Source organism: Streptomyces sp. NPDC027189 (genome assembly GCF_055566975.1).
This window is the reverse complement of sequence record NZ_JBVHRI010000028.1, coordinates 83,693-110,391: the sequence shown is the minus strand read 5'-3', so window position 1 is coordinate 110,391 and position 26,699 is coordinate 83,693. Positions and strand designations below refer to the sequence as shown.

General features: G+C 71.0%; 23 protein-coding genes and 2 pseudogenes. 10 read left to right on the top strand and 15 right to left on the bottom strand.

The features are described 5' to 3' along the window. Positions 1 to 501: 501 nt before the first annotated feature. Both ACZ4RZ_RS41600 and ACZ4RZ_RS41595 read left to right on the top strand, forming a co-directional pair. Complete coding sequence (locus ACZ4RZ_RS41600) at positions 502 to 999, top strand: winged helix-turn-helix transcriptional regulator (protein ID WP_467752755.1); 498 nt, start codon at positions 502 to 504, stop codon at positions 997 to 999. Positions 1,000 to 1,179: 180 nt separating this feature from the next. After that, entirely contained in the window at positions 1,180 to 3,120 is a 1,941-nt protein-coding gene (locus tag ACZ4RZ_RS41595; protein ID WP_467752753.1) for an NAD-binding protein, read from the top strand. A 167-nt stretch (positions 3,121 to 3,287) separates the two neighbouring features. Here ACZ4RZ_RS41595 and ACZ4RZ_RS41590 read toward each other — a convergent pair whose 3' ends face one another. After that, complete coding sequence (locus ACZ4RZ_RS41590) at positions 3,288 to 5,147, bottom strand: S9 family peptidase (protein WP_467752751.1); 1,860 nt, start codon at positions 5,145 to 5,147, stop codon at positions 3,288 to 3,290. Between the two features lie 281 nt (positions 5,148 to 5,428). Here ACZ4RZ_RS41590 and ACZ4RZ_RS41585 point away from each other — a divergent pair, with 281 nt between their 5' ends. Together ACZ4RZ_RS41585 and ACZ4RZ_RS41580 are read left to right on the top strand one after the other, a co-directional pair. After that, entirely contained in the window at positions 5,429 to 5,803 is a 375-nt protein-coding gene (locus ACZ4RZ_RS41585) for a nuclear transport factor 2 family protein (protein WP_467752750.1), read from the top strand. Between the two features lie 44 nt (positions 5,804 to 5,847). After that, complete coding sequence (locus ACZ4RZ_RS41580) at positions 5,848 to 6,711, top strand: SURF1 family protein (protein WP_467752748.1); 864 nt, start codon at positions 5,848 to 5,850, stop codon at positions 6,709 to 6,711. A 148-nt stretch (positions 6,712 to 6,859) separates the two neighbouring features. On the opposite strand, the gene ACZ4RZ_RS41575 is transcribed toward ACZ4RZ_RS41580, so the two are convergent. The 4 genes from ACZ4RZ_RS41575 to ACZ4RZ_RS41560 form a co-directional block, all read right to left on the bottom strand. Further along, complete coding sequence (locus tag ACZ4RZ_RS41575) at positions 6,860 to 8,002, bottom strand: hypothetical protein (RefSeq protein WP_467752746.1); 1,143 nt, start codon at positions 8,000 to 8,002, stop codon at positions 6,860 to 6,862. Continuing rightward, entirely contained in the window at positions 7,999 to 8,574 is a 576-nt protein-coding gene (locus ACZ4RZ_RS41570) for a SigE family RNA polymerase sigma factor (protein WP_467752764.1), read from the bottom strand. Before ACZ4RZ_RS41570 ends, ACZ4RZ_RS41575 begins: the two co-directional genes overlap by 4 nt. Positions 8,575 to 9,043: 469 nt before the next feature. Beyond that, positions 9,044 to 10,120 (bottom strand): aspartate-semialdehyde dehydrogenase, encoded by a 1,077-nt coding sequence (locus ACZ4RZ_RS41565; RefSeq protein WP_467752744.1) that lies wholly within the window; start codon positions 10,118 to 10,120, stop codon positions 9,044 to 9,046. Further along, positions 10,120 to 11,397: an aspartate kinase gene (locus ACZ4RZ_RS41560; protein WP_467752742.1), complete on the bottom strand. Its 1,278-nt coding sequence runs from the start codon at positions 11,395 to 11,397 to the stop codon at positions 10,120 to 10,122. The genes ACZ4RZ_RS41565 and ACZ4RZ_RS41560 overlap by 1 nt, the downstream gene beginning before the upstream one ends. A gap of 259 nt (positions 11,398 to 11,656) precedes the next feature. Between ACZ4RZ_RS41560 and ACZ4RZ_RS41555 the strand changes: the two are divergent. Beyond that, a pseudogene (locus tag ACZ4RZ_RS41555) lies at positions 11,657 to 11,937 on the top strand (response regulator); the annotation flags it as partial. On the opposite strand, the pseudogene ACZ4RZ_RS41550 reads toward ACZ4RZ_RS41555, so the two are convergent. Continuing rightward, a pseudogene (locus tag ACZ4RZ_RS41550) lies at positions 11,938 to 12,300 on the bottom strand (SgcJ/EcaC family oxidoreductase); the annotation flags it as partial. A gap of 183 nt (positions 12,301 to 12,483) precedes the next feature. Here ACZ4RZ_RS41550 and ACZ4RZ_RS41545 point away from each other — a divergent pair. After that, positions 12,484 to 13,203 carry a sulfite exporter TauE/SafE family protein gene (locus tag ACZ4RZ_RS41545; protein WP_467752740.1) on the top strand — a complete coding sequence of 240 codons (720 nt, stop codon included), beginning with the start codon at positions 12,484 to 12,486 and terminating at the stop codon, positions 13,201 to 13,203. A gap of 114 nt (positions 13,204 to 13,317) precedes the next feature. Continuing rightward, positions 13,318 to 13,836, top strand: coding sequence for a hypothetical protein (locus ACZ4RZ_RS41540; RefSeq protein WP_467752738.1), 519 nt, complete (start codon positions 13,318 to 13,320; stop codon positions 13,834 to 13,836). Between the two features lie 16 nt (positions 13,837 to 13,852). Here the strand turns inward: ACZ4RZ_RS41540 and ACZ4RZ_RS41535 are convergent, their stop codons facing one another. The 3 genes from ACZ4RZ_RS41535 to ACZ4RZ_RS41525 form a co-directional block, all read right to left on the bottom strand. Then, the gene (locus ACZ4RZ_RS41535; protein ID WP_467752736.1) at positions 13,853 to 14,512 is read right to left on the bottom strand and encodes a DUF5063 domain-containing protein; all 660 of its coding nucleotides are present in this window, start codon (positions 14,510 to 14,512) and stop codon (positions 13,853 to 13,855) included. Beyond that, positions 14,505 to 15,104, bottom strand: coding sequence for a recombination mediator RecR (gene recR, locus ACZ4RZ_RS41530; protein WP_018529216.1), 600 nt, complete (start codon positions 15,102 to 15,104; stop codon positions 14,505 to 14,507). The genes ACZ4RZ_RS41535 and recR overlap by 8 nt, the downstream gene beginning before the upstream one ends. Before the next feature lie 81 nt (positions 15,105 to 15,185). Further along, positions 15,186 to 15,530 carry a YbaB/EbfC family nucleoid-associated protein gene (locus ACZ4RZ_RS41525; RefSeq protein WP_189773117.1) on the bottom strand — a complete coding sequence of 115 codons (345 nt, stop codon included), beginning with the start codon at positions 15,528 to 15,530 and terminating at the stop codon, positions 15,186 to 15,188. Between the two features lie 278 nt (positions 15,531 to 15,808). On the opposite strand from ACZ4RZ_RS41525, the gene ACZ4RZ_RS41520 reads away from it, so the two are divergent. Beyond that, positions 15,809 to 16,549 (top strand): SLATT domain-containing protein, encoded by a 741-nt coding sequence (locus tag ACZ4RZ_RS41520; protein ID WP_467752734.1) that lies wholly within the window; start codon positions 15,809 to 15,811, stop codon positions 16,547 to 16,549. An 88-nt stretch (positions 16,550 to 16,637) separates the two neighbouring features. Here the strand turns inward: ACZ4RZ_RS41520 and ACZ4RZ_RS41515 are convergent, their stop codons facing one another. From ACZ4RZ_RS41515 to ACZ4RZ_RS41490, 6 genes are all read right to left on the bottom strand, one after another. After that, positions 16,638 to 17,585: an NmrA family NAD(P)-binding protein gene (locus ACZ4RZ_RS41515; protein WP_467752732.1), complete on the bottom strand. Its 948-nt coding sequence runs from the start codon at positions 17,583 to 17,585 to the stop codon at positions 16,638 to 16,640. A gap of 181 nt (positions 17,586 to 17,766) precedes the next feature. After that, positions 17,767 to 19,200 carry a M20/M25/M40 family metallo-hydrolase gene (locus tag ACZ4RZ_RS41510; RefSeq protein ID WP_467752730.1) on the bottom strand — a complete coding sequence of 478 codons (1,434 nt, stop codon included), beginning with the start codon at positions 19,198 to 19,200 and terminating at the stop codon, positions 17,767 to 17,769. A gap of 136 nt (positions 19,201 to 19,336) precedes the next feature. Then, the gene (locus tag ACZ4RZ_RS41505) at positions 19,337 to 20,869 is read right to left on the bottom strand and encodes a substrate-binding domain-containing protein (RefSeq protein ID WP_467752728.1); all 1,533 of its coding nucleotides are present in this window, start codon (positions 20,867 to 20,869) and stop codon (positions 19,337 to 19,339) included. Between the two features lie 128 nt (positions 20,870 to 20,997). Then, positions 20,998 to 22,956 (bottom strand): serine/threonine-protein kinase, encoded by a 1,959-nt coding sequence (locus ACZ4RZ_RS41500; RefSeq protein ID WP_467752726.1) that lies wholly within the window; start codon positions 22,954 to 22,956, stop codon positions 20,998 to 21,000. 79 nt (positions 22,957 to 23,035) lie between these two features. Continuing rightward, entirely contained in the window at positions 23,036 to 23,536 is a 501-nt protein-coding gene (locus ACZ4RZ_RS41495) for a MarR family winged helix-turn-helix transcriptional regulator (protein ID WP_467752725.1), read from the bottom strand. After that, positions 23,533 to 24,177, bottom strand: a complete 645-nt coding sequence (locus ACZ4RZ_RS41490) for a DJ-1/PfpI family protein (RefSeq protein WP_467752723.1) — start codon at positions 24,175 to 24,177, stop codon at positions 23,533 to 23,535. Before ACZ4RZ_RS41490 ends, ACZ4RZ_RS41495 begins: the two co-directional genes overlap by 4 nt. Positions 24,178 to 24,346: 169 nt before the next feature. Between ACZ4RZ_RS41490 and ACZ4RZ_RS41485 the strand changes: the two genes are divergently transcribed. After that, positions 24,347 to 25,702, top strand: a complete 1,356-nt coding sequence (locus tag ACZ4RZ_RS41485) for an aminotransferase class III-fold pyridoxal phosphate-dependent enzyme (protein WP_467752721.1) — start codon at positions 24,347 to 24,349, stop codon at positions 25,700 to 25,702. Between the two features lie 250 nt (positions 25,703 to 25,952). Further along, a complete protein-coding gene (locus ACZ4RZ_RS41480) occupies positions 25,953 to 26,666 on the top strand; it encodes a GntR family transcriptional regulator (protein WP_467752719.1) in 714 nt (237 codons plus the stop codon). Positions 26,667 to 26,699: the final 33 nt, after the last annotated feature.

Here is a 26,699-nt window from a genome sequence, read left to right as displayed (position 1 = left end):
ATCCGCCGCTACATCATCTGGCGAAACCGCCACGCCGATGACCGGCGCCTATGCGCCCTCGTGGACAGGGCAAACGTTGCCTGATGCGGCACTAGGGAGAGACTACCGGGTGACGGGGCCCGATCCCGTATCGCTCATGTGGGTTAACGGTGGTGCGTCAAGGGGCTGAACCCACAACTCCTCGGCCAAGAGGCGCCTTTTCGGGTAGATGAGTCGACAATCGCGCCTGAGGGGCGCCGGTTTCCTTCCATCTGAAGGGTTGGCCGCTCAAGTGCTTTGCAAATGACGGGCGTTGTTACCCTCAGGTAGGGCGAAAAAAGTGTGGGCAACATCTGCAACGGATCACGACGTGGACGGCCCGCCTCCGATTCCGATGTACCATCTTCCGCTCATCTGGCGCCAGTTGCCCCGATGCACCCCCGCGATGCCGATACGGTGCCCGGTCGCACCCCGCCCGAACAGGACGCGAAGCGTGGTGAGACCGGCCGTACCCTGACGGGCATGAGGCGGACCTCCTTCGCGAACTGGCCCTGCTCCATCGCCCGCACCATGGATCTGCTCGGGGACTGGTGGACGCCGCTCGTCCTGCGCGAGGCGTTCTACGAGGTACGGCGCTTCGACGCGTTCCAGCAGTCGCTGGGGATCGCACGGAACACCTTGGCCGAGCGGTTGCGACGGCTGGTGGACGAGGGGCTGCTGGAGAAGCGGCCCTATCAGAGCGAGCCGGTGCGGTACGAGTACCTGCTCACCGCCAAGGGGCGGGACTTCTTCGGCGTGCTGATGGCCATGAACGCCTGGGGCGACCGATGGCTCGCCGGGGAAGAGGGCGCGCCGATCGTCTTCCGGCACGAGCGGTGCGGGCACGAGGGGCGTGCCGAGGTGGTGTGCTCCTCGTGCGGCGAGATGATGACCGCGGCCGACACTCGGCCGCGGCTCGGGCCCGGGTATCCGGCGCGGCTGGCCGAACGGGCCGAGGTACGGGAGCGGTTCGGGGGGTGAGACGGCCTCTGCGACCTCGTAGCGGAGACATCCTCCACCAAGCCGTGGCGCACGGGGATTCGTCGGTGCTCACCGGCCCGTCCCTGTGGAACCACCCGTACCAGTACGGCAGTCTTCTCCTCCGTGGGAAACCCGGGGAACCTTCCGTCTCAGAGCGCGTCGAGCGATGGCGCCGCACACATGGTGGTGGCCGGGGACGACGCCCTGGCCCACCGGCTGGCCGCCGAACTGCGCGGGGTGTACGGCGAGCAGGTGACCCTGGTCGTGCCGCCCGCCCAGCGGAGCGTGCGACCGCCGGTGGTGGGGCGGACGCGGGCCACGGGCCTGTTCGACCGGGTGTCCGCGGCGGTGAACCGAGCCTCCGGGAACGGGGAATCCGGCGGCACCCGGACGCTCGAACCCCAGGGTGCCGAGCGGCTGTTGGAGGCCACCGAACTCACTGAGGCCATGCTCGCCGACGCGGGCGTCGAGCGGGCCGCCGCGCTGGCGCTCGTGTACGACGACGACGAGACCAACATCCGGGCCGCGCTCACCGCCCGGCGGCTCAACCCGCGGATCCGGCTGGTCCTGCGGCTCTACAACCGGCGCCTGGGCCAGCACATCGAGGCACTCCTCGACCAGGCCTCTGCGTTGGCCGCCGCGCGAGCCGCGGCAGACGCGGCGGCCGCGGGAGTCGACGGTGGCGTCGAGGCGTTCGACGCGTCCACCACCGTGCTGTCCGACGCCGACACCGCCGCGCCCGCGCTGGCCGCGACCGCCGTGGCCGGCACCAGCAAGGTCGTCCAGACCGACGGGCTGATGCTGCACGCGGTGGAGCGGCCGCCGCCGGGGCCCGGAGAGGTCGCCGATCCCGGGCTGTGCACGCTGGCGCTGCTGTCCGCGACGACCAACGACCCCGCCGGCGCCGACGGATCCGAGAGCAGTGGGGCGCAAGGACCGCAACTCCTGCCCGACGAGCGGGCGGTGGCCGCCGCCACCGGGCGCGGCACCGTCGTACTGGAGAACGTCTCGTACTCCGGTCCCGAGCTGTCCGCCGGGCGCAGTGTCGTGCCGTTCGCGTCGCTGCTGTCGCGACGGCTGCGCTGGTCGTTCGCGGGGCTCGTGGGGTGTGTGGTCGGCCTCGCCGTCGCGTCGATGGTGGTCACCGGGGAGCATCCGCTGCGAGCGACCTATCTGACGCTGCTCGATCTCTTCGCCATCAACGACCCCGCCATCGGGAAGCCCCTCGGGCGGCAGATCCTCCAGCTCTTCTCCGGACTCGTCGGGTTGCTGCTGCTGCCGGTGCTGCTGGCCGCCGTGCTGGAGGCGCTCGGTACGTTCCGCAGCGGGTCCGCGTTGCGGCGGCCGCCGCGGGGGCTGTCCGGGCATGTGGTGCTGCTGGGGGTCGGCAAGATCGGCACGCGGGTGTTGGCGCGGCTCCGGGAGCTGCACATTCCCGTCGTGTGCGTCGAGGCCGATCCCGAAGCCCGGGGGCTGGCGCTGGCGCGGCGGCTTCGGGTGCCGGTGGTGCTGGGTGATGTGACGCAGGAGGGGGTCCTGGAGGCCGCCAAGATTCATCGCGCCCATGCGCTGCTCGCGTTGACCAGCGCGGACACCATGAACTTGGAGGCCGCGTTGTACGCGCGGACCGTGCGGCCCGATCTGCGGGTGGTGCTGCGGCTGTACGACGACGACTTCGCGACCGCGGTGTACCGGACCCTGCGGGCCGCGTATCCCGATGCGCTCACCCGGAGCCGGAGCGTGTCCCATCTGGCGGCGCCCGCGTTTGCCGGCGCCATGATGGGGCGGCAGATCCTTGGGGCGATTCCTGTGGAGCGGCGGGTGTTGCTCTTCGCCGCGGTGGATGTGGGTGGGCATCCGCAGTTGGAGGGGCGGACGGTGGGGGAGGCGTTTCGGGCGGGGGCGTGGCGGGTGCTTGCGCTGGACACCGCGGCGCAGCGTGAGCGCCAGGGCCATCCGACGTCGTCCGGCTCGGGGTCCGGCTCGCGCAGCCCTGGGCTGGTGTGGGACCTTCCCTCCACGTACGTGCTCCGCCCCGAGGACCGGGTGGTGCTGGCCGCGACCCGGCGGGGGCTCGCGGAGCTGCTCGGGCGGCGGCGGCGGGAGCGGGCCGGGGCGTAAGGCCTTTTTCGCCCCCTCCGCCCCTGCCCGTCCCGTACCTGGGGGCTGCGCCCCCAGACCCCCCTAAGAGCTCGCGCAGTTTCCCGCGCCCCTGAAGGGGTGCGGGAAACTGCGCGACCAGCCACCACGGGCAGGGGCGGAGGGGGCGGGGGCGGGAAACCCGGCAGTCAGCGGCCCAAGTGCCTCTCCGCGAAGTCCAGTTCCAGGCGGACCTGCTTGATGCGTTCGTCGACGACCAGGGAGCCGTGGCCCGCGTCGTAGCGGTAGACCTCGTGGGTGGCTTCGCGGGCGGCGAGGCGGGTGACGTAGTTGTCGATCTGGCGGATGGGGCAGCGGGGGTCGTTGACGCCTGCGGAGATGTAGACGGGGACCTTGACCGCGTCGACGTAGGTGAGCGGGGAGGACGCCTCGAAGCGTTCGGGGACCTCCTCGGGAGTGCCGCCGAGGAGCGTGCGGTCCATGGCCTTGAGGGCCTCCATCTCGTCGTGGTACGCCGTGACGTAGTCGGCGACCGGGACGGCGGCGATGCCGAGGGTCCACGCGTCGGGCTGCGTGCCGAGGCCCAGGAGGGTGAGGTAGCCGCCCCAGGACCCGCCGGTGAGGATCAGGCGGTCGGGGTCTGCCAGACCGGACGTCACGGCCCATTCGCGGACCGCGGCGATGTCCTCCAGCTCGATCAGGCCGACGCGGTGCTTGAGCGCGTCCGTCCACTCCCGGCCGTAGCCCGTGGAGCCTCGGTAGTTGACCCGGACCACCGCATAGCCGTGGTCCACCCAGGCGGCGGGGCCCGCCGCGAACGAGTCGCTGTCGTGCCAGGTCGGGCCGCCGTGGATGTCGAAGACCGTGGGGAGGGGGCCCGTGGTGCCCGCCGGCTTCTGGACCAGGGCGTGGATGCGGCCGCCGGGGCCCTCGACCCAGACGTCCTCCACCGGGACCGATCCCGGGGACTTCAGGCCGGGGGGATCGAGGACGATCTCGCCGGTCGTCGAGCGGATCGCCGACGGCTCGGCCGCCGAGGACCACAGGTACTCCACCGTGCCGTCCGGGCGGGCCGTCGCCCCGGACACCGTGCCGGGAGACGTCGGGACCCGCGTCAGCTCGCGGGAGGCGAGGTCGTAACGCCACAGGTCGCTGCGCGCCTCGAAGCTGTGGGCGATGAGGAGGGCGGAACCGTCGGGGTACCACTCGGCCGCCACGTCGCCGGGCAGGTCGAGCCCCAGGTCCGTCTCCTCGCCGGTCCCGACGTCCCACACCAGCGGCTCCCAGCGGCCGCGCCGCTGATGCCCGATGAGCAGCCGCGTGTCCCCGTCGACCGGCGCGAAGCCCAGCACCTCCAGGCCCAGTTCGACCGTGCCGCCCTTGGTGTCGTCGAGCTCCGCGACCATCGAGCCGTCCGGGCGCAGCACCCGCAGCGCCGAGTGCATCGCGTCGCCGTGCTCGGTGTGCTCGATGGCGATCAGCGAGCCGTCGTGCGAGAGGTCGCCGACCCCGGCCGACTCGCGGTGGCGGTAGATCTCCACGGGGGCCTCGCCGGCCCGGGCCACATGAATCGTCGAGCCGTCGTCGTCCGTGGAGCGGCCCACCACCGCCGTGCGCCCGTCGCGTCCGATGGCGAGTCCGGCGGGGTAGGAGGGGTCGAGGCCGGAGACGGCCGGGTCGTCGACGTCCCCTCCTGAGGGTTCGCCGGTGAAGCGCTGGCGGCGCCAGATGCCGAACTCGTCGCCGTCCTTGTCGTCGAACCACCAGATCCACTCGCCGTCGGGCGAGAGCACCCCGTCCGTCGTCCCGTTCGCCCGGCGCGTGACCTGGCGCTGCTCCCCCGTCGCGCGGTCCCAGGCGTACAGCTCGTACGTCCCCGTCGCGTTCGAGACGAACAGGGAGCGGTGCGGGGCGGCCTCCGCCCAGTCCGGCAGCGACACCCTCGGCGCCCGGAAGCGCTTCTCCCAGTCGGGCATGGCCGCCTGCCGCTGCTCCCGCGGCTGCTCGACGGCCGCCTGCTGCTCGATGGACCCACTGCTCTCAGTCATGGCCCCATAGTGCCTGGCCCGCCCGACAAGTCGCCGGCGAGGTCCTCAGCCTGTGGACAACTTCGCGGCCATGTGGCTTCTCCGCCGACCGCGCGGCCTTCGTCGCGGCCGACGTGTACGACGCCAGGGAGGCCGTGCCAACCGCTTCCCGGCGGACCGGCCGCGCATCCCGCTCATGTACTCGCAAGGCCGGCCAGGGACAACCCCGCGACGGATAGCGCCGTCCGAGGCATTTGCGCAGGTCAGGCCGACTGTCAGTGGCGGGGTGCAGACTTCTTCGCATGACCGATCTGCGCAAGACAGTCGAGCGGTTCTGGGCCGCCGCCGAGGCCCGGGACTGGGCCGCGTTCTCCGACACCCTGGCCGAGGACGTCGAGTACACGCTGCCGCAGACGCGGGAGCGTATCCGCGGCCGCGAGCGGTACGTCGAGTTCAACCGTGAGTATCCGGGCGACTGGCACCTCACGGTCGAGCGCGTGATAGCCGAGCCCGATCAGGTCGTCACCTGGGCCCACTTCACCGTGGGTCTGGACGAGATGTACGCCATCTCGTTCTTCACCGGGGACGGATCAGGGCGAATAGCCTCCGTCACCGACTTCTGGCCGGAGCCGTACGAACCCCTGGCGGGGCGGGATCACCTGACCGAGCGGTACTGACCCCGCGACCCGGCCGCCCGTACGGGCCCCGTACCTTGGAAGGCGTGTACCGGTTCCTGCTGACGCCCCGCTGGTGGGGGATCAACGTCTTCGTGCTGTTGGCCATCCCCTTCTGCATCTTCATGGGGTCGTGGCAGTTGGGGCGCTTCGAGGACCGGGTCAAGGACCACCGGACGGCGAGCGAACAGGTCACGTCGGCCAGGTCGGAGGCGGCCCGTCCGCTCACCGAGCTGCTGCCCGTGGACCAGAACACATCGGGCAAGCAGGCCACCGCCACCGGACGGTACGACACACAGCTGCTGGTGCCCGACCGCGAGCTGGACGGCAAGCGCGGGTTCTATGTGCTGACGATGCTGCGCATCGACGGTGGCAAGGCACTGCCCGTCGTCCGGGGCTGGCTGCCCGGTGACGCGGACCCGGCGAAGGCACCGGCCGCACCCACCGGCGAGGTCACGGTGACGGGTGCCCTGCAGGCGTCCGAGAGCCCGGGGTCGAACGGCGTCAGTGCGGCCGGCGGGTTCCCCAAGGGGCAGACCGGCGCCATCAGCTCGGCTTCGCTGGTGAACCTGGTGCCGTACAAGCCGTACGACGGGTGGATCACCCTCGACAAGGCGGACAGCGGGATGAAGGCGGTGCCCGCCACCGCGCCGCAGAACAGCGGCCTGGACCTGAAGGCGTTCCAGAACCTCGGCTACACCGGGGAGTGGTTCGTCTTCGCGGGCTTCGTCGTCTTCATGTGGTTCCGGCTGCTGCGCCGCGAGGTGGAGTTCGCACGGGACGCGGCGCTGGGCCTGGCCCCGGACGAGTCCGAGGAGCGGGTCGGGGGCGAGCCGGGGGCCGAGGACGAGGCCGAGCAGCGGCCCGAGGGCGGGACGAGCGCCCCCGCGTCGGCGTCGCCCACCGCCTAGGGATCGCCGCCTCGTCCGAAGACGAAGAGTTCGTCCGAAGACGAAGTGGAAGAAGACGAGGGACAAGGACGCCATCAGGCCCAGGATGTGACGCCTCTCCCCGCAAACCCAAGGAAGCCGCCACGCCCAAGGGGCCGAACGCGTCCGCTCAGGAAGCCGCCAGGATCCCCGTGTGAATAACCGTGCCGGCGCACGCGTTGGAGACCGTCACCGACGATGTGGCCGTGCCCGTCTCCGCCGTGTTGGAGACGAGGACGCTGCCGTCGGCCACCCCGTCCTCCGTGGCGAGCTGTGCCGTGGTGCCGCCCGTCTCGGTGGAGGTGCCGCCGGTGTCGGTGGTGCCCTCCGTGGGGGACGGGTCCGGTGAGGGCTCCGAGGTGGTCGGACAGGTCTCCGAGGGCACCCAGGCGAACTTCACCACGTACGAGGTGCCCGGCTGGAGCACCATGGAGGTGACCTCCGTGGAGGGGTCGGGCAGCCCGGTGGCCGCGTCGCCCGGCACATGCGTCGCCACACCGACCTTTGCGGGGTCCGCAGCGCCCTGCGCCGCCGCGCTCACCGTGCCCGCGCTGGAGACCGTACAGGCGGTCGTGGAGACGTTCGAGACGGTGAAGGAGCCGTAGACCGCGCCGGCGGCGTCCGGGGTGCCGACGGCGCTGGTGGCCCCGCCGAGCTGCTCGGCCGTACACGCGGTCGCGGTCACGGCCGAGGCCGTCGGGTCGGCACCGCCCGTTGCGGCTCCGCCGCCCCCGTCCTTGCCCTTGTCCGGCGTGCCCGTCTGGCCGTCGTTGCCCTTGTCCTTGGAGGTGTCGCCGGAGCCGCCCGCGGCCTTCCCGTCGCCGCCGTCCGGGCCCTTGCCCTCGCCCGCGCCGCCCTGGGCCTGTGAGCTGTTGGCGGCTATGGACGGGTCGGCGTTCGACCCCGAGGAGTTCGAGACGTGCACGAAGGCGGGGACCGCCGTGCCGATGAAGAGCGCGGCGGCCGCCATGCCGACGACGGCCTGGCGCTTGCGGGCTCGTCTGGCCGGAACGGCGCGACGCAGGTGCTCCAGGGTGCCGTCGGTGGGCTCGATCTCCTGGACGGCCTGGTGCAGTAGCCGGCGCAGCGCCAGCTCGTCCGAGCCGAGCCCTTCGGGTCCTGGTCCGTCGGGGTGGTGTCCGTCGGGGCCGTGGTTCACAGTTCCGTTCCCAGCATGTTGCTCGCGCTCGTCTTCGTGGGGCTCGAGCCGGTCCATCGGCTCATGCCACTCGTAGGGCTCGTGTCGGTCGTGGGTGTCACGTCGCTCGCTCATGCCGGGGCCTCCATGGCGACACGGAGCGCCGCGATGCCGCGCGAGCCGTACGCCTTCACCGAGCCCAGCGATATCCCGAGCGTCTCGGCGACCTGGGCCTCGGTCATGTCCGCGAAATAGCGCAGGACCAGGACCTCGCGCTGACGGCGCTGGAGTCCCTTCATGGCCTTGATCAGCGCGTCCCGCTCAAGCTGGTCGTACGCGCCTTCCTCGGCGCTCGCCATGTCGGGCATCGGCTTCGAGAGGAGCTTGAGGCCGAGGATGCGCCGGCGCAGAGCGGAGCGCGAGAGGTTCACGACGGTCTGGCGCAGATAGGCGAGCGTCTTCTCCGGGTCGCGGACGCGCTTGCGCGCCGAGTGCACCCGGATGAAGGCCTCCTGGACGACGTCCTCACAGGAGGCGGTGTCGTCGAGCAGGAGTGCCGCGAGGCCCAGGAGCGACCGGTAGTGGGCGCGGTAGGTCTCGGTGAGGTGGTCGACGGTGGTGCCCGCCGCCAGGCTGTCCTCAGCGCCGTCGCGCTGGTTCGGTATGCGGGCTGGCCGCGCTGCGGGCATGGGCGCGATCACCGGCATGCCGCCGGGCGCGCCGGGGCTGCGGAGTCGGCGGGGTGGACGCAGGGCTGTGCCCCTCGTCTGGACCGCGGTGAATTCGAGTACCTCTGCCACGCCAGTTGGACACGCGTCCCCCCGGGAGGGTTGTACGCATCAGGCATCGCTTTTGCGTCAGGCACCCCGTTTGACAATGCGTCAAATGCCCTCATGCGTACCAGCTCATCCCCTATGCCCCATATGCCATACCGCTCCGGCCGCCCCCTGAATGGCGACCGCAAAGACGCTCCCCGTCCTCCGCGCGGTTGCGGAGGACGGGGAGTGAAATCTTCGAACGCCGAGTGGGTTCGTTTCAAGTGGTCCGGACCATTACTCCGGCCACAGAACTGACATAGATCCTACAAACGAATCCCCGAGGGCCACCGAGATTTCCGGCTGCCGGACATCGGGGGCGCAGAACCTGCGGACCCCGCCCACGCCCAGAACGCAGAACCTACGCCCCGATGATCTCCGCCGCCACCAACTCCGCGATCTGAGCGGTGTTCAATGCAGCACCCTTGCGCAGGTTGTCCCCGCACACAAACAGTTCGAGAGCCGTCGAATCGTCGAGCGCCCGGCGCACCCGGCCCACCCAGGTCGGGTCGGTGCCCACCACATCGGCGGGCGTGGGGAACTCACCGGCGGCGGGGTTGTCGAACAGGACGACACCGGGGGCGGTGGCGAGGATCTCCCGCGCCTTCGCCACCGTGACGTCGCCCTGGAAGCGGGCGTGCACGGTCAGGGAGTGCGTGGTGACGACGGGGACGCGTACGCAGGTCACGGCGACCTTCAGCTCCGGGAGCCCGAGGATCTTGCGTGACTCGTTCCGTACCTTCATCTCCTCCGAGGACCAGCCGTCCTCGGTGAGGGACCCGGCCCACGGGACCACGTTCAGCGCCACCGGCTCCGGGAACGGCCCGGTGTTGTCGCCCACGGCACGTCGCACGTCACCGGGGCTGGTCCCCAGTTCCGTACCGGCGACGAGGGACATCTGCCGGCGCAGGGTTTCGACGCCCGCGCGGCCCGCGCCGCTGACCGCTTGATAGCTGGACACGACCAGCTCGCGCAGTCCGAACTCGGCGTGCAGCGCGCCCAGGGCGACGATCATGGAGAGGGTCGTGCAGTTCGGGTTGGCGATGATCCCGCGCGGGCGCACGCGCGCGGCGTGCGGATTGACCTCGGGCACGACGAGGGGCACGTCCGGGTCCATCCGGAAGGCGCCCGAGTTGTCGACGACGACCGCGCCCCTGGCGGCGACGATGGGCGCCCAATGGGCGGCCACCTCGTCCGGTACGTCGAACATCGCGACGTCGACCCCGTCGAAGGCCTCCTCCGACAGGGCCACGACCTCGACCTCCTCGCCGCGCACGGCCAGCTTGCGGCCGGCCGAGCGCGGCGAGGCGATCAGACGGATTTCGCCCCAGATGTCCGCATGCTGGGACAGGATCTGGAGCATGACCGTGCCGACGGCTCCGGTCGCTCCCACGACCGCGAGCGTCGGCCGGTCGGACCGCGCCCCTGTGCGGGACATCAGCGGCCCGTGCCTCCGTAGACGACGGCTTCGTCGCTGTCGGAGTCGAGGCCGAAGGCGGTGTGGACGGCACGGACGGCCTCGGGGACGTCGTCGGCGCGGGTGACCACGGAGATACGGATCTCGGAGGTGGAGATCAGCTCGATGTTCACCCCCGCGTCCGAGAGGGCCTCGAAGAAGCCGGCGGTGACGCCCGGGTTGGTCTTCATACCGGCGCCGACCAGGGAGATCTTGCCGATCTGGTCGTCGTAGCGCAGCGAGTCGAAGCCGATCACAGCCTTCGCCTTCTCCAGGGCGTCGATGGCCTTGCGGCCCTCGGTCTTGGGGAGGGTGAAGGAGATGTCCGTCAGCCCGGTGGAAGCGGCGGACACGTTCTGCACGACCATGTCGATGTTGATCTCGGCGTCGGCGATCGCGCGGAAGATCGAGGCGGCCTCGCCCGGCTTGTCCGGCACGCCCACGACCGTGACCTTGGCCTCGGAGGTGTCGTGCGCGACACCGGAAATGATGGCCTGCTCCACCGTCTTGTCCCCTTGCTGAATCGGCTCGTTGCTGACCCAGGTGCCCTGCAGCCCGGAGAACGAGGAGCGCACATGGATCGGGATGTTGTAGCGGCGCGCGTACTCCACACAGCGGTGGAGCAGCACCTTGGAGCCGGACGCGGCGAGCTCCAGCATGTCCTCGAAGGCGATCCGGTCGATCTTCTTCGCCTTCTTCACGACCCGCGGGTCGGCGGTGAACACGCCGTCCACATCGGTGTAGATCTCACACACCTCGGCGTCCAGCGCGGCCGCCAGCGCCACCGCCGTGGTGTCGGACCCGCCCCGGCCGAGGGTGGTGATGTCCTTCTTGTCCTGGCTGACGCCCTGGAAGCCGGCGACGATGGCGATGTTGCCCTCGTCCAGCGCGGTACGGATCCGGCCGGGCGTGACGTCGATGATCCGCGCTTTGTTGTGGACCGAGTCGGTGATGACACCCGCCTGGCTGCCGGTGAAGCTCTGGGCGCTGTGGCCCAGGTTTTTGATCGCCATGGCCAGCAGGGCCATGGAGATCCGCTCTCCGGCGGTCAGCAGCATGTCGAACTCTCGTCCGCTGGGCATCGGGGATACCTGCTCGGCGAGATCGATCAGCTCGTCCGTCGTGTCGCCCATCGCGGAAACCACCACGACCACCTGGTGGCCGTTCTTCTTCGCTTCCACGATCCGCTTGGCAACACGCTTGATGCCCTCGGCATCGGCTACGGAGGAGCCTCCGTACTTCTGCACGACAAGGCCCACGTGCGCTCCTCGCTCAGTCTGTCTCTGCACCGCACAACTGCGGTCGGCTCAGTCTAACGAGCGGCCGGAAATCCCTTCCGAAGGATCGCATCGTGAGATGTCCCGCTCACGACGTGATCACTCCGAGGACGTCAGGTCAGCCGGGCCTTCCGGCCGCTCCGAGACCGCACCTGCCCGCGCTCCCGCCCGCCACTCCGGAAAGTGCCCCGTGTCACATGGGACCCCGGTGACTTAAGTTTCAAGCACTAGCGATCCGCCTGTGCGCGTACTCCTGGTGGAAGACGACGAGCCGCTCGCCGAATCGCTCCGGCGCGGACTGCTGCGCTACGGCTTCGAGGTCGAGTGCGTGACCACGGGGGGGCGGCGCTGGCGCACGAGGGCCCGTACGACGTCGTCCTGCTCGACCTCGGGCTGCCCGACACCGACGGCCTCGACATCTGCAAGGCGCTGCGGGCGCGCGGCGAGATCCCGATCATCGTGATCAGCGCGCGCAGCGACGAGACGGACCGGGTGGTCGGCCTGGAGATCGGCGCGGACGACCCCGGTGTCGATGGCGGAGTTCTTGTCGAGGACATCGACGATGGTCTGGATCTTCTTGCCGACCGGCTTGTTCTCCAGGAAGTGCTCGAAGTAGTCGACGATCCCGGCGTGGTCGGTACGGACCTTGTTGGACACGGTGGGCAGGAGGACCGCGTCGCTCGCGTACCGGTCCGCCACCTTCGCCGGGTCGCCGGTCCCCAGGGTCGCGTTCCAGCCGTCGAAGAGGGAGGCGATCTGCGCCTTGGTGGGCTTCTCCGTACGCTCGGGACCTGCGGCGCCGATACCGGCGGTCACGGTGCCGGCGGCGACGAGGACGGTGGCGGTGACGACGGCTGCGCGCTTGCTTATGGAACGACGGGTCATCGCGTCTCCAGTGCGGGTGAGGTGGGGTACTCCCCTGCGGTGGGAGTGACTCCAGACTCGCTTCGCGCCGGTTAGCGGACGTGCAGGACTGATCCAACTCCCGCCCAACTCACGCAGCGCGACTGATCGGTCACCTGCGGGCCGGGCCGAGTGCCCAAGCCCGCGCGGGGGCAAAGGCCTTCCATGACAGGTGAGTTGCTCCTGGGTGTCATCGTGCTGGTGGGGTCCTGCGTGCAGTGGCTCACGGGGATGGGCTTCGCGCTCGTCGCGGTGCCCGCGCTGGTGCTGCTGCTCGGTCCGGCCGAAGGGGTCGTCCTCGCCAACTGCGCCACCGGGGCGATCAGTGTCGTGGGCCTCGCGGGCGGGTGGCGGTCGGTACGGCCGCGCGCGATGGTGCCGCTGTGCGTGGCGGCGGCGTGCACGGTCCCGGCCGGGGCGTGGCTGGCCCGGCGGCTGCCGGAGCCGGTGCTGCTGGTGCTCATGGGCGCGCTCGTGACCGTCGCCGTGGCGCTGGTCATACGGGGCGCGCGGGTGCCCGCCCTGCGCGGGACCAAGGGCGCGGTGGCCGCGGGGGCGGCGGGCGGGTTCATGAACTCCGCGGCGGGGGTCGGCGGTCCGCCGGTTTCCCTGTACGCCGTCAACGCCGGTTGGGCGGTACGGGAGTTCGTGCCGAACGCGCAGTTCTACGGGGTGGTGGTGAACGCGTTCTCGGTGGCCGCGAACGGGGTGCCCCATCTCGGCGGGATGCGTTGGGGGTTGACGGTGACGGGGACGACGGTGGGCGCCCTGGCGGGCCGGGCGCTCGCGCAGCGCGTCTCCGAGAAGCGGGCCCGCATGCTGGTGTTGTTGCTGGCGTTGACCGGCGGGGTCACGACGCTGGGGAAGGGGTTGTGGGGGCTGTGAAGGCGGCGCGCGCATCCCCGGCGCATGGTCACCGGAGGCATCGACTTCGGCGCGTGCTCACCGGAGGCATCGACTACGGTGCCGACCAGGTCGACGGTCGCGGGGAGGAGTGAAGTGCAGGACATGATGGAGGGCCCGGTGCGCCGCTGGTGGCCGGTCGCGGCCGCGCTGACGGTGGCGCTGATCGGTGGTCTGCTCCTGGCCGGCCAGCTGCTCCGACTCCAGCGCGGAGACGCGGAGTTGGCCGCGCTGCGCGACCACGGGCGGCACACGTCCGCCCATGCCACCCTCGCCACCGCCTGCTCCTCCGGGGGGCGCGGGACGAGTTGCGACACGTCCTCCGTGTGGCTCGACTTCACGGATACCGCAGGTCAGCCCGTCGCCGAGTCCGAAGAGGCGATCGACGGCTCCCTCTATGTCCCGCACGGCCCCCGGGACGCCGAGGACCGGGTGGCGACGACGGTCGTCTACAACCCGGCACACCCGGAACATGCGCAGGCCGCCGGCGCCCTGGACCAAGGGGTCCTCGACCTGGCGACGCACCACTGGGTCGCACTGACCCTCGCGCTCGCCCTGCTCGGCGCGGGCATCAGCGGTGGCATCGCCGCATGGCCGCAGCGCACCGGGAGATGAGGGCGGCGGGCGGGAGTTACTTGACCGTTCGCAGGCCCAGCGGCCCCGCGATCTCCTCCGCCATGACCTTGCCCGCCTCCTCCGCGAGGGCGTCCTCGCCGAGGCCCTGGTCGGTGTCGAGGCCGTCGAGCTCCTCCAGGGGCTGGTTCAGCCGCACGTGAGCCACCACTGACTGCAGGGCGCGCAGGGTCGCGGAGGCGGTGGAGCCCCAGTTGGAGAAGTAGGAGAACTGCCACCACCAGAGGGCTTCCGTGGTGCGGCCCGCGCGGTAGTGGGCCATGCCGTGGCGGAGGTCGGTGATGACGTCGGCCAGGTCGTCGGAGATACGGGCCGGGACGGGGGCCTTGCGCGGCTCGTACGGGTCGAAGACCTCGGAGTAGACGTCGATCGGTTCCAGCATCGTCGCCAGTCGCTCGCGGAGTTCGTCGACGTCCGGCTCGGGACCGAGGTCGGGCTCGTAGCGCTCGTCGGGGACGATGTCCTCGTGCGCGCCGAGACGGCCGCCGGCCAGGAGAAGCTGGGAGACCTCCAGGAGGAGGAAGGGCACGGCCGAGTCCGGCTCGTCGCCCTTGGCCACCTCGGTGACAGCGACCAGGAAGCTCTCTACCTGATCCGCGATCTGGACCACGAAATCGTCGGGATCCTGGCTGGTCGCGTGCAGCGTGGCGTCAGACATCTAGGAGTCGTCTCCCCTCGAAGGCGCGGCCGAGCGTGACCTCGTCCGCGTATTCCAGGTCGCCGCCCACAGGGAGGCCGCTGGCCAGGCGGGTGACCTTGAGGCCCATGGGCTTGATCATGCGGGCGAGGTACGTGGCCGTGGCCTCGCCTTCCAGGTTCGGGTCGGTGGCGAGGATCAGTTCCGTGACCGTGCCGTCGGCCAGGCGCGCGAGGAGTTCCCTTATCCGGAGGTCGTCCGGACCCACGCCCTCGATGGGGCTGATCGCCCCGCCGAGTACGTGGTACTTGCCTCGGAACTCGCGGGTGCGCTCGATCGCCACCACGTCCTTCGGTTCCTCCACCACGCAGATCACCGACAGGTCGCGGCGCGGGTCGCGACAGATGTTGCACAGCTCCTCCTGCGCGACATTGCCGCAGGTCGCGCAGAAGCGGACCTTCGCCTTGACCTCCATGAGGGCCTGCGCGAGACGGCGGACGTCCGTCGGCTCGGCCTGCAGGATGTGGAAGGCGATCCGCTGCGCGCTCTTGGGACCGACGCCGGGCAGCCGCCCCAGTTCGTCGATGAGGTCCTGGACCACGCCTTCGTACAACGGATTGCCTTTCCTGGTTCCTGGATCCTGCTTCGTCTTGTCTGTCGTCCTGGTGCGTACGGTAGTTGGCCGCCGCTGGTCTTAGAAAGGCAGGCCGGGGATGCCGCTGCCGCCGCCGAGGCCCTGGGTGAGCGGGCCGAGCTTCTGCTGCTGGAGCGCCTGCGCGTTCTCGTTCGCCGCCTGGACGGCCGCGACGATCAGATCGGCGAGGGTTTCCGTGTCCTCGGGGTCGACCGCCTTCGGGTCGATCACCAGGCCGCGGAGCTCTCCGGAGCCCGTCACGGTCGCCTTCACCAGGCCGCCGCCCGCCTGGCCGTCGACCTCCGTGCGCGCCAGCTCCTCCTGCGCGTTCGCGAGGTCCTGTTGCATCTTCTGGGCCTGCTGGAGCAGCTGCTGCATATTGGGCTGGCCACCACCGGGAATCACGATCAGCTCCTGGTTCGTACGGCTTTCCGGCAGGGTTTTCCCGCCTGGCACGAGCCTACGTGCTTCAGTGGGCGATCGCTCCAGCACTCTTTCGAGTGAGACGATCTGGATTCCTATACCTGATCAAGGCCCTCTTCCGGGCGGAAAAGCGGTGAAACCCGGGCCTTCGCCACCCATTGGGAGGTAGGAAGGGTGCGGCGCTTTGGCACCACACGTCACGATGCGTCACACAGCGTCGTCAGTGCAGCGTCATCACCGTCGTCAGTAGGGAGTGCCGGGTGAGTCAACCGGAGATGCAGCCCGAGGGGCCGCCCCAGGACGGGCGGAGCGACGGCGCGGCGGAGCTGCGGCCGGGCGACCTGACAGGCCGGCCATTTCCGCTCGGGGACTGGGGGGAGCCCGCGGAGCGGCTCCACGAGTTGTACCGGTGGGTGGAGCGCGGGGCGCTCGACACGGCTTCCTGGTATCTCGCGGACCGGGTGTGGAAGCGGTGGGGGGCGCGGGTGCTGCGGTGCGGGGCCGCGGTGGGGGCCGTGGCCGGGGCCGCGCTGCCGCTGCTCGACCTCACCAGGGCGGTGAGCGGGGTCGCCCCGTGGGGGTATCTGGCGTTGCTGCTCGGGGTCGCGTGTGTCGCGGGGGACCGGTTCTTCGGGGTGACCTCGGGGTGGATAAGGGATGTGGCCACGGCTCAGGCCGTGCAGCGGCGGCTGCAGGTGTTGCAGTTCGACTGGGCGTCCGAGTGCGTGCGGGAGGTTCTGGGGCCGGCGGAGGGGACGGCGAGTGAGGCCGCGGAGCGGTGTCTGGGGGTGTTGCGACGGTTCTCCGAGGATGTGACGGAGCTGGTGCGGGCCGAGACCGCGGACTGGATGGTGGAGTTCCGGACGGGGTCGGCGCCGCTGGGTATTCAGTCCTCCCTGGCCGGTTCGCCCCGGCCCGAAGGTGCCCAGCCCAGCCGGCTGCCGTTGCCTCCGGGGACCCGGCCCAACATGCCTCGGCAGCGGCCGCCGGAGCCTCGGTAGAAGCGGGGATTCGCCCCTTCCTCCCCCACCCGTCCCGTACTTGGGGGCTCCGCCCCCAGACTCCCGTATCGCGCTGACGCGCTCGTCCTCAAACGCCGGACGGGCTGAATGCCCCCGCGTGCGCCCCCGCCCACTGGGCGAACGTCCGGGCCGGGCGGCCCAGGAGTTTCTGGACCGTGGGGAGGACCTCGGTACCTCGGTCGTCGTGGAGGGTGCGGTTCATGATCGCTTCCACCACCTCCGGCGGGAAGCCGTAGCAGGTCATGCCGGTGCGGGCCGCTTCGACGGGGACTTCGCGTACGCGCAGAGGACGGCTCAGGATGTCCGCGAGGATCGACAGTTCCTCTGTCGGGGTCAGGGATTGCGGGCCCGACAACTCGTAGGCGGCACCAGCGTGTTCATCACCCCGCGCGGTCAGCGCCGCGCACGCCACCGCCGCGATGTCCGCCGGGTCGATGCTCGCCGCCGGGCGGTCGGCGAACGGGACGGGGACCTCGTCGGCCGCGCGGATCGCCGACGCCCACTGGAGCGCGTTCGACATGAAACGGCCCGGGCGCAGCAGGGTCCATGCCCACCCGTTGGCGGGCGAGGTCACCGCCCCTTCCGCCGCCGCGTGCCAGCGGGCGATGACATCCGCACCGCCCCCCGCTTCCCGTCCGTTCCCTCCGCCCTCTCCGTTCCCTGCACCCTCTCCGCTCCCTCCGCCGCCCCCGTTCAGTACCGACAGCTTCACCAACCGCTCCACCCCCGCCCGGGCAGCCGCTTCCGCGAGGCCCGTGTCGTGGGTCGGGCCCGGGGCCGACCCCACCGCCTGGGACGACATCAGGAAGGCGCCGCGCACACCCGCGAACGCCCGGTCCAGGCTCGCCGGATCGTTCGCGTCGCCGTAGACCGTCTCCACCCGCCCCTCCACCCCGGTGGAGAACCGCGTCTGCGCGGGCCGGCGCGTCATGGCGCGCACCGGCTCCCCGGCCTCGGCCAGCTGTCGTACCAGCTCGCCGCCCACATGCCCCGTCGCTCCGGTCACCAGGATCATGGTGCGCCTCCCTCGGAAGTCGTCCGGATGTCGTTCGACTCCGGATTCCGTTCCAGATTGGTCGCACGACCGCCCGTCGGCGTCCCGCGGCAGGAGACACCTCCCCTGCTTCCCCCGGAGTACCGGAGTCGCGGAATACCTGAGAACCGAAGCACCGGAGTACCCCGTACGCGGACGTACGTCAGGTCTGCGGGTCCGGGAACGCCACCGGGCTCCGGTTCCCGGCCCGGTTCACCGCGCGTACGCCGAAGAAGACGTTGTCTTTGGACAGGTCGACCTCATACGTCGTCACGTCGCCCGCCGCGATGACGTGGGTCCACTCGGGGGCCGTGGTCTCGCGCCAGACGACCTCGTAGCCCGCGAGGTCGGGTTCCGTGCCCCGGGTCCAGACGAGCTGCGTGGAGTTCGTGAGGGTGGAGGTGATGATCTTCGCGCCGCGCGGGGTGCCCGGCGCCTGGGCCAGGGTCCACAGCGCCGCCGCGTTGACCTTCGCGACCCGCCCGACGAAGGCAAAGTCGCAGAACTCCGGGAGGTCGCCGAACTGTTGGCCGTTCTCGTCGACGCGCACGTCCTGGTGCTGATGGGCGAAGTCCTCGGCCGGTTCGGTGAAACGGGCGGCGGGGTAGGCGCGTTCGAGGAAGGGGATGTGGTCGCCGCCCCGGCGGTAGCGGTCCCGGCGGTAGATGACTCGGATGTGCATGCCGGTCGCGTCGTTGTCCGCCACGTCGCGCACGAAGCGGGCCAGCTGGCGGGACGGGGAGTCGTTCTCGCCGCCGACCGAGCGGCGCGTCGCCGCCTGCTCCGGGGTCTCCGAGCTCGGGACGCCCTCCGCGAACAGGCGGAGGGTGTACGGGTCCCGAGTGCCGTCGTCCGCCGTGGAGCTGCCCACGATGTCGTTGGTGAACATGCCCTGGACGTCCGCACCCGCCGACTTGAACTGCTCCGCCATGTGCGTGGCGCCGTACAGGCCCTGTTCCTCCCCCGCCACCGCCGCGAACACGATCGTCGACGCCGGGCGGCGCGTCGCCATCACCCGCGCAAGTTCCATCGCCACGGCGACCCCCGACGCGTCGTCGTCCGCGCCCGGGGCGTCCGAGGTGGCGTCCATGACGTCGGTGACCCGGGAGTCGTAGTGGCCGGACACCACGTACACGCGCTCGGGGGTGACCGATCCCCGGAGCGTCGCGATCACGTTCGTGATGCGGGTCGCCGTCGGGATCCGCGTCGCCGGCTGTTGGACGTACGACTGAAGGTCCACCGTCATACGGCCGCCGGATGCGGCGGCGAACGAGCGGAGTTCGGCCGCGATCCAGTCGCGCGCGGCGCCGATCCCGCGCGCCGGGTCGTCCTGCGTCGAGAGGGTGTGGCGGGTGCCGAAGGAGACCAGTTTGCGGACCGTCGCCTCCATGCGGTCGCGGTCGATCTCCTTGAGAAGGGCGCGGAGTTCGCGGGTGGGCGGCTGGGCCGATGGGGTGCGCCCCTGCTCGAGCGAGGCCGAGAGCTTGGGGGAAGGCGGTCGGGCACCGGACGCGTTCGCCTCGGCCGGTGAGCCCAGCGCTGCCGCCCCCATCCCCGCCGCCGTGGTGGTCAGGACCGTTCTCCTGCTGGGGCGCATGTGTCCTCCCGGGGCTGACGCGAAGCGTTGGAACCGGACCCCGTAATGGTTGTGTACGCGACAACTCTCGGGCAAGTGTGCGTACCCGCAGGACGGCCGTACCCCCCAAGTGCCGGCACCGGTCGAACGGTGAACGTCACCCCTCGCCGCAGATCTTCAGCCCCACCGGCGTCCCGCACGGCAGATGCCCGTGCGTGCGGATCACGTCCTGGCCGCTGCCCCGGCTGATGTAGGAGAGGAAGCTGGAGGCGAGGGAGTCGGCGGGCGGCTGGCCGTAGGTGTAGGCGTACTCGATCTCGCGGTACGGGTAGTCGGAGGTGCCGTGCTCCAGATCCTCGACGGACGGAGTGTGGCCGTCGAGGTTGAGCTTGTGCAGGCCCTTGTGACTGGTGGCGCTGTTGAGTTCGCTGTAGCCGATCGCGCCGAAGAGCCGGGCGACCGTGCCCAGCACCTGGTCGGTGGAGTCGAGTTCGCAGCGCACGACGGGGGCCGTGGGGTCGTCCTTGTGGACACAGTCCAGCGAGGAGTTGGCGATCTCGCCACGTCCCAGCACCCGCCGCTGGAAGACCTGCCGCGTGCCGGAGTTGGCGTCCCGGCTGACGAGGAGGACGGGCCGGTCGGGGCCGCCGAGCTGCTTCCAGTTCTTGATCTCGCCGTGGTAGAGACGGCGTACGTCGGCGAGCGAGAGGTTCTTCACCGGGATGTCGTCGTTGACGACGAGCGCGAAGACCGAGACGGCGATCCGGTTCTCGCGCAGCCGCGGCAGACCGCTCGGCTTGGGGCCGTCGGACAGGGCGACGACCGCCGGCGAGCCGTTCTTCGACCTCACACCGGCGGCATCGAGTTCGCGCACCCCGGCGGTGCTGCCGTGCGGATCCACGGTGACGGTGGCGCCCACGCAGTCCTTCTCGTACTTCTTGGCCAGCTCGCGCATCACCGGTTCGAAGGCGGTCGAGCCGGTGACCGTCAGCGTGCCCTTCTCACAGCCGACCGGCGGTGGGGTGTCGTCGCGCAGCACGACGATCAGCGCGAGCGTGACGACGCACACGGTCAGCATCACGGTGATCATCCGGGCCGCGCGGCTGAACAGCGGCGGCTGATCGTCGGGGGTCGTACTGCGGTTGGGGCTGACCTCGCCGTCCCGGATGCCGCCGATCAGCCGTACCGCGCTGCCCACATGGCCGCCCGACAGCAGCACGAGCAGCTTGAAGTGCTCGCCCCGGTTGAGCGGGACGCGCGGGATGCGCAGGGTGCCGCCTTCGTAGTCGAGGCCCGCGGACGGGGTGAAGTGGTCCATGAGGTGGTCGGTGCCGGGCGGCTGGGTCACCGACACACCACGGATCGTGCGGTCGGCGAACACCGCTGTCAGACCGTGGAGTTCGCGGCCCGTGTAGTCGTTGTCGGCGATGCTCTGCGAACCGTCGTTCTCGACCCGCAGCAGGACGAAGGTGGCGTCCGCCATGCCCGGCGCCTCGTCGAACCAGCCGAGCCGCACGTTCGCCCGCCCCGAGCTCACGTTCTCGCCGATCGGGTTGTCCATTTGGACGCGGTACCCGATCCTCTTGCGCCGCGGCACCCGGCGCTCGTACCAGACCATTCCCGCGGAGGCCACGATGCCCACGACAGCGGTCGCCACGGCCACGACGTTCTCTGCGCTCAGCCACTCCACTTGAGCCACTCCCCCGAGCCTCACCGTGCGGTCACGGTACGACTCGGGCCGGAAACACCCGACATACGGGAAGTGAACTTCAACAGCCTTTCATTTCACACCAGTTGGCTACTGAAGCCGATCCTTCATCAGCCGCCCTTCGTGTACGTCAGCGCCTCGCCCGAGTCCTTGTTGACACGGCGCAGGCTGCCGTCCGAGAGGAGGGTGACCTCGGAGGCGGCGCCCGGTGAGCAGGAGGTGGCCGGCCCTTCTGTGACTTCGGAGGGGCCGATCTCCAGGGGGCCGCCGGCGCTCGGGGCCTCCGCCAGCTTGGCCTGGAAGACGCAGTGGTAGGTGCCGCTGCCGGCCGGACCGTCCGCAATGAGCGAGAGCACCGTGTCACCCACCTCGCCCTGCTGGATGGTCAGTCGGCGGGTGTTGTGGCCGGTCGCGTTGTCGATGCTGGTGTTCCAGGTGCCGAGGAAGGCCTCCGGGATCGTGCCGCCCTCGGATGCCGACGCGCTGGGCGAGTCGGTCGTCGGGGACGGTTCCGACGTGGTCGGGCCGGGCGTCGTGGGCGCGCTGGACGCGGGCGACGCCCCCGCGTTCTTGTTGTCGTCGTCGCTCCCGCTGCCCTTCATCAACGCGTACACACTGCCGCCCGCGCCGAGCGCGACGACCAGGGCCACGACGACCAGGGCGGCGGTGGAGCGGCTGCTTCTGCGCGGGGGTTCCGGCTGATGGGGGGCGACACCGGGACCGTACGGGGGTGTCGCGCCGCCCGGGCCGTACGGATGGGGGGCGACGCCCGGACCGTACGGGGGTGTCGAGTACGGCCCCGGCTGCTGGCCCCAGCTCTGCTGGGGATAGCCGTACGCGGGGTGGGGCGTGCCGGGGCCGGTGGGCTGGGGGTGCTGCTGGGGGTAGCCGTAGGCGGGGTGCGGGGTGGCGGGCGGTGCGGTCGGCGGAGGCGTCTGGCCGACGCCCGCGATCATCGTGGGCAGGTGGTTGACGGGGGCAGGCTGCCCGGGGGCGGGCGGAGTGGCGCCCTCCTCGGCCGGGGTGGGGGCGTGTTCCGGGGAGGCCTCGGGCGGGGTGGACGGGGGCTTGGAGAAGTCCGGGGCCGCAGCCGGGAGTGCCGGCGGCAGGGCCGGTGCGCTCGGCACCGGGGTCGCGCCCGACGCCTCGTCGGGGTTCTCGGTGTCCAGCAACTGCACCGCATGCCGCCCGAGTTGGGCGACCAGCGCACTCGGCAACCACGGGTCGCGGGTGCGCCCGTCCGAGACGGTGTCCTCGGCGCCGGTGCGTTCCAGGATCCGGTCGAGGGTGGGCCGGGCGGCGGGGTCCTTGCGCAGACAGTCCCGTACGAGGTCGGCGAGGCCCTCGGGCAGGCCCTCCAGGTCGGGCTCCTCCTGCGCGATGCGGAACATCATCGCGTGCACGCCGCTGTTGGTCGACCCGAAGGGAAGGGCACCGGTGGCGGCGTACGCGAGGACCGAGCCGAGGCAGAAAACGTCGCACGCGGGCGTGATGCGGTCACCGCGGACCTGCTCGGGGGCCATGAAACCGGGCGAGCCGACGAGCGCGCCGGTGCGTGTGAGGCCGCCGTCGGTCACGGTCTCCAGGGCGCGCGCGATGCCGAAGTCGATGACACGCGGCCCGTCGATGGTGACCAGCACATTGGACGGCTTGAGGTCGCGGTGGATCAGCCCCGCGGTGTGGATGTCCTGCAGCGCGTGCGCGAGCCCGGCGGCGAGGATGCGGACCGAGCGCTCGGGGAGCGCGCCGTGGTCGTGTCCGACGACGGCCTGCAGGCTGGGCCCGGCGACGTAACCGGTGGCCACCCACGGGATCTCGGCCTCGGTGTCGGCGTCGAGAACGGGCGCCGTCCAGTACCCGCCCACGCGCCGCGCGGCCTGCACCTCCTGCCGGAAGCGCGCCCGGAACTCCTCCTGTTCGGCGAGTTCCTCGCGTACGAGTTTGACCGCGACGGTACGTCCCCGGTCGGACCGGGCGAGATACACGTGCCCCATCCCGCCGGCGCCGAGCCGCGCCAGCAGCCGATACGCCCCGATCCGCTGCGGATCCCCGGCCCCCAGCTTCTCCATGGCTGTGCCCACCCTCCCCCGTACGTGTGCAACAGACCGAGGATAGTGCGGCCGTACGGCGAGGTGGATGGGGCGGTGTCTACGGTTCCGTAACAGCGGATGCCGTTTCTGTAACCGGCGCCGCGATCTCCGTGACCGGTGCCGTGAGGTCGTCGAGCGCCGCGGACAGGCGCTCCAGCACGCGTACGGTCTCCGCGAGCTCGGTGTCGCCGAGGGCCTCGGCGAGGCGGTCGGCGAAGGCCGCGTGGCCGGGCCCGATCCTGGCGATCGCGGCGCGGCCCTGCTCGGTCGGGGAGAGCAGCTTGGCGCGGCGGTGGGCGGGGTTGGGTAGATACTCCGCGAGGCCCTTGTCCACCAGGAGGTCGGCGATGCGCTGCACGCTCTGCCGGGTGATGCCCATGACGCGGGCGATCCCGGACACGGGCAGGGGGTCGGCGAGCACCGCGCCGAGCACCTGCCACCAGGCGGCGGTCAGCCCGGCAGGCCTGGCCAACTCCTCGGCGACGGACAGGAATTGACCGTTGAGCCGGAACGCCGCGAGGGCGCTGCGGCTGAACAGGTCCTGACGCTCCCGGCTCACCGCGCGGCCTTTTCGAGTACGGCGTAGGCGGCCGCGTCGGAGTCGTGGAACAGCCGGTACCAGGCGTCCAGCACCTCGCCCTCGTACACGCCGAGCAGCCGGAAGACCTCGCGGGCGAAGGCGACGGGTTCGGTGGGACCGGCCGTGACGAGCTTGCCGTCGGTGACGGCGTCGGCGTCCACGTACCGCTCGCCGCCCGCGTACCCGGTGGCGGCGAGGTAGAAGGACACGGCGCTGGTGTGGTCGCGGTCGTCGAGCAGCCCTTCGCGGGCGAGCCCGGCCGTGGCCCCGCAGATCGCGGCGACGGGCACGCCGGCATCGAGGAAGGCGCGGGCCTTGCGGGCGAAGGGGGCGAGGTCGCTACTGCCCGCCGCGGTAGCGGCCGATGTCTCGGTCCAGAGATCCGCGCCCGTCAGGATCAGCAGCGAGCTGTCCTCGGGGCAGACGCTGTCGAGCGCGAGGTCGGGCTGGATGCGGACTCCGCCGATGGTGGTGACCGGCTCCCGGATGGGGCCGACGGTCCGGATCTCATACCCGGCGCGGGCGAGATACGCGGTCGTGTGCCCCGTCTCCCAGTCGGCGAAGGTGTCATAGACGGCGAGGTGGACGGGCTTGCGGCCGGCGGTGGCGACGGCGTTCATGGCTCCTCCTCGGGCAGGCCAAGCTTATGTAAGCATGCTGTCAATTCGACAGCATGCTGTCAAGGCGTCCGGCCTGGCGGCCAAGCCCGACAGACTGTCGCGGAAAGCCCCCGACCACAGACAGGACGCCGATATCGCGTCCACTCCGTGGACATTTACGCTTCGGCGCATGACCCCTCAGCCCAACCCCCAGGTCGGCGCCGCCGTGAAGGCCGCGGACCGCGCGCACGTGTTCCACTCCTGGTCCGCGCAGGAGCTCATCGACCCGCTCGCCGTCGCCGGCGCGGAGGGGTCGTACTTCTGGGACTACGAAGGCAACCGGTATCTGGACTTCACCAGCGGGCTCGTCTTCACCAACATCGGGTACCAGCACCCGAAGGTCGTCGCCGCGATCCAGGAGCAGGCCGCAACCCTGTCCACGTTCGCGCCCGCCTTCGCCGTCGAGGCGCGCTCAGAGGCGGCCCGGCTGATCGCCGAGCGGACCCCGGGCGACCTGGACAAGATCTTCTTCACCAACGGTGGCGCCGAGGCCGTCGAGAACGCCACGCGGATGGCCCGGCTGCACACCGGGCGGCCGAAGGTGCTCTCCGCGTACCGCTCGTACCACGGAGCCACCTCCACCGCGATCAACCTCACCGGTGACCCGCGGCGCTGGCCGAACGACATCGGCGCGGCGGGGGTCGTCCACTTCTGGGCGCCCTTCCTCTACCGCTCGCCCTTCCACTCGGAGAATGAGCAGCAGGAGTGCGAGCGGGCGCTGCAGCACCTTGAGGACACGATCGCCTTCGAGGGCCCGGGGACGATCGCGGCGGTGATCCTGGAGACGATTCCGGGCACGGCGGGGATCATGACGCCGCCGGCCGGCTATCTCGCGGGCGTTCGGGAGATCTGCGACCGGTACGGGATCGTCTTCGTCCTCGACGAGGTCATGGCCGGGTTCGGGCGCACGGGCAAGTGGTTCGCCGCGGACCACTTCGACGTGACGCCGGACCTGATGACCTTCGCGAAGGGCGTGAACTCCGGTTACGTGCCGCTGGGCGGTGTCGCGATCTCCGGTGCGATCGCGGAGACCTTCGCCCGTCGGCCCTATCCCGGTGGGCTCACGTACTCCGGGCACCCGCTGGCCTGTGCGGCCGCCGTCGCCACCATCAACGTGATGGAGGAGGAGGACATCGTCGGGCAGGCCGCGCGGATCGGTGAGAGCGTCATCGGCCCCGGGCTGCGTGAACTCGCCGAGCGGCACCCCAGTGTCGGTGAAGTGCGCGGTACGGGGGTCTTCTGGGCCCTGGAGCTGGTGAAGAACCGGGAGACCCGGGAGCCGCTGGTTCCGTACAACGCGGCGGGTGAGGCGAACGTTCCCATGGCCGCGTTCGGCGCCGCCGCGAAGGCGCAGGGTCTGTGGCCCTTCATCAACATGAACCGCACCCATGTCGTGCCGCCGTGCAACATCACGGAGGCCGAGGCCAAGGAGGGCCTGGCGGCGCTGGACGCGGCGCTGGCGGTGGCGGACGAACACACGGCGTGAGGCCGTGGGGGGGTTCTTCGCCCCCTCCGCCCCTACCCGTCCCGTACCTGGGGGCTGCGCCCCCAGACCCCTGTGGGTCGTCTTTGGGGTGCGGGTGGGTGGGGGCTTGTCGCGCAGTTCCCCGCGCCCCTTACGGGGCTCGGGGGGGCGAGAGACCCACCCCCCAACCCCCACGGCGTAGGGTGACGTGCTCGAAGAGATACGCGAGTAGACCGACCACGTACCCACGCGATGGGGGGAGCGAGACACCATGCCCGGCAGCGGCGGCAATGGGGCCGTAACCCGCAGCACCCTGCGGCAGCAGATCGCGGACGCACTCCGCGACGAGGTGCTCGCGGGCCGTCTCCAGCCGGGCCAGGAGTTCACGGTGAAGGAGATCGCCGAGCAGTACGGCGTCTCCGCGACCCCCGTCCGCGAGGCCCTGGTCGACCTGTCGGCCCAAGGCCTGCTGGAAGCGGACCAGCACCGCGGCTTCCGCGTTCACGAGTACTCGGCGGCCGACTACCGCGGCATGATCGAGGCCCGCAGCCTGGTCACCGACGGCATGTTCCACAGCCTCGTCGCCGGCGGCATGCAGCAGCTCAACGCCGCCCGCGCCGTCGTCGCGCTCGCCGGCGTCCGCCGCCGCGGCGAGGAAGCCCAGCGCGCCGCCACCGCCGGCGACCTGAACATCCTCATCGGCTACGACCTCCGCTTCTGGCGCGAGCTCAGCGGCCTCTTCGGCAACCCCTACCTCACCGACTTCCTGCACCGTCTGCGCGTCCAGACCTGGGTCTGCACGGTCCAGCACCTGCGCCGGGTCGAGGACCTGAAGGGCTACCTGTGGTCCGGCCACACCGAACTCGTGGACGCGCTGGCCCGCCGCGACCCGGAAGCGGCCCAGGCGATCGTCGCGGCGTACAACGAGCACTCGCTCTCCCTGATCGAGCACCTGGACACAGGTTCCGGCCCGTCCGGAGTTTGAGGACGAGCTCTCCGGGCGATCGGGGGTTTGAGA